This window comes from Shewanella sp. (assembly GCF_047975355.1).
GTDB lineage: Bacteria > Pseudomonadota > Gammaproteobacteria > Enterobacterales > Shewanellaceae > Shewanella.
Genome location: NZ_JBKEDJ010000088.1, coordinates 1 through 2,730, shown reverse-complemented (window position 1 = coordinate 2,730; position 2,730 = coordinate 1). Strand labels below are relative to the sequence as shown.

Below are 2,730 nucleotides of genomic sequence, written 5' to 3'. Positions count from 1 at the left end.
TAGGCTACCCCATTCATCGTGCGACATACCGACATAACCTAAACGGTTATAGAGGAAGTCTTCGGTTTTTTCGGCGGCGAGTTTGCCACCTTGCATCACTAAACTATCATCGCTGGATACCATATTGATGCCCCATTCTGTGGTGGCAAAGGCGGTCCAGCCATTTTTCTCGCTGCGTTCGAAACTAAATCGTACTCGGGAAGAGTCATCAATTACTGAGGTATCGTGGCTGTCGTTAAGTGCCGCGAAGCCTAACCAACCACTTAAATCTAATGAGTTTTTTTGATCGTTATAGAGCTCAACCGCTTGGCTGCTGGTGGCGGCCAACAGCATAGGTAGCATTAACGCGATGCATGTTTTTTTCATAGTTCCACCGAAATTAGGCAAGTTTTGTCTGGGGACCTTAGGCACTGTGGCTTAAGGTCCCTAAAGACGGATTGCTGTTAAGTTTCTTATTTATTAAGGGGTGAGACTCACAGACGTGTTGTGCTCACGCCGCTTTGATCCCAACGCTTGGGGTTTTATTTGAAATCACCCCGTAGATGGTCCAACCGAAGAAGGTCGCGATAGCGCCTAACATCACTGCGGTTTCACCAGAGCTATAGAGGGCGTAGAAGCTATACAGGGCACCAATAACCGCAATCACGTTGGCGACACGGGCCTTGTTCGCAGGTACTTTGAGTTGTTTTTGCATCACACCTAGGGCTGCCATCGACAGGATATAAGGCACAATGTTAGTCACCACGGCGAGGTTAACCAGAGCTTCAAACTGTTTGCTGAGTGATGGGCTGATGGTCATCAAAGACAGCAGGGTTTGAATCGAAACTATGATAGTCATCCCCCAAATTGGCGCATCGGCCTTGCTAACTTTAGAGAATATTTTAGGGAAGAAACCTTCATCGGCAGAGGCTTTGAACACCTGCGCGATAGTGAACTGCCAACCCAGCAGTGAGCCAGTACAGGAGATAATGGCACAGGCCATCACGATTTTACCGACCACAGGGTTAAACATTTGCGCGAAGGCTAAACCGAAAGGAGCGTTTGAACTGGCAAGGTCGGCGTTAGGCACAATACCGGCAATCACGTTGGTTGAAACGATATAGATAAGCGCCGCACCTAAGGTACCGCCCATTACAGCGATAGGGACATTTTTCTCTGGATTATCAACTGTCTCTGAGTTAGCGCAAGCAGATTCTAAGCCCAAGAATGCCCATAAAGTCATGGCGATTGAACCGCCTAATGCTTTAAAGAAAGGCAGTTCATGTGGGTTCCATGCGCCTTTGTAGAGGTCGATGTCGAACCAGAACCAACCGATTAACGACACGCCAATCACTGGCAGAATAATCCCCCACACGGTGACGCTACTCACGCGGCCAGTAATGCGGGCGCCACCAAAGTTAGCCACAGTTGCCAGCCAAAGCACGCCAATGGTGGCAAGACAGATGGCCATAGGGCTTAAGTCGACTTCGAGCAGTACCGCGGCATAACCCACGGCAGAGATGGCGATGGCAACGTTAGCAATTAATAGCGATACCGCATAGGTGTAGTTCGCCATAAAGTTACCGCTGCGGCCGAAGGCATATTCGGCATAACCGCCCATACCACCCGATTTTTTACTGAACATACCGCACTTGGCAAAGGCATAGGCAAGGGCCGTGGAACCTGCCGCAGTAACTAACCAGGAAAGGATAGAAATAGTACCTACTTGGGCTAATTGGGTGGGCAACATGATAATACCTGAACCCATCATGTTGACTATGGGAATAATAGTTAATTGGACAACACCAATGTTGTTTGCTGATTTACTCATAATAATGACCTAATAATGTTATTCATTATAGAATTTTGAAATTGACTGCAGAGCGGGGTTAATTAACTCTGCAGTCGGGTTTCAATTATTTATTTAATACATAACCTAGGGCTTGGATTTTTCCGTCTGGGGTGTTTTCGAGGTAAACACCTTGTAATTCAGGAGAGAATCCGGGTAATAAGTTGATACCTTCTTCGAGGGCTAAGAAATAACGTTGTACCGCGCCGCCCCATATTTCACCTGGGACCATACATAACACCCCTGGTGGATAAGGCAGTGCGCCTTCTGCGGCAATGCGTCCCTCAATTTGTGACAGTGGCACTAACTCCACTTTGCCACGGATAAACTCGAGATTGGCTTCCTGTGGGTCCATCACTTTTGTTGGGAAATGCGCCTGGCGGAACATTTCTTTTTGCAGTTGTTTTACGTCATGGCTGACATAAAGGTTGTGCATTTCTTGGCAGAGTTGACGAATGGTATAGTCTTTATAACGGGCTTTATTAGCGTTATAGACGTTAGGTAATACTTCAGATAATGGCGCATCTTCGTCGACTAATTTCTCGAAGCGAGATATTTGCGACACTAAGTGTTGCATCTTCGCCATATCTTCCGCAGGCGTCATCAGGAATAAAATCGAATTTAAGTCGCACTTCTCTGGAATAATATTATTTTCACGTAAGAAGTTAGCCAGAATAGTTGCTGGAATACCAAACTCAGTATATTTACCAGTTTCGGCATCGATACCAGGCGTGGTTAATAGGCTTTGTTTCCTAAAAGGATAAATAGCTATACAGCGCTTATCACGACAGGAAAAACGAGCCAACAGCCCTTGTCCCGTCGTTGATTTTTTTTCGCTACGCAGAAGATTCTCCTGATTTAGAACTAATAACTTTGTGTTTTTACTATTAGGAAACAAAGCC

Annotated in this window: 1 protein-coding gene and 2 pseudogenes; all 3 read right to left on the bottom strand. The window is 46.3% G+C overall.

Translation table 11 applies throughout. The features are described from left to right. A pseudogene (locus ACK5NH_RS19350) lies at positions 1-366 on the bottom strand (porin); the annotation flags it as partial. Positions 367-490: 124 nt separating this feature from the next. Next, a complete protein-coding gene (gene potE, locus ACK5NH_RS19345; RefSeq protein ID WP_416922711.1) occupies positions 491-1,810 on the bottom strand; it encodes a putrescine-ornithine antiporter in 1,320 nt (439 codons plus the stop codon). A gap of 85 nt (positions 1,811-1,895) precedes the next feature. Beyond that, positions 1,896-2,730 (bottom strand): annotated as a pseudogene (locus ACK5NH_RS19340) (hypothetical protein); the annotation flags it as partial.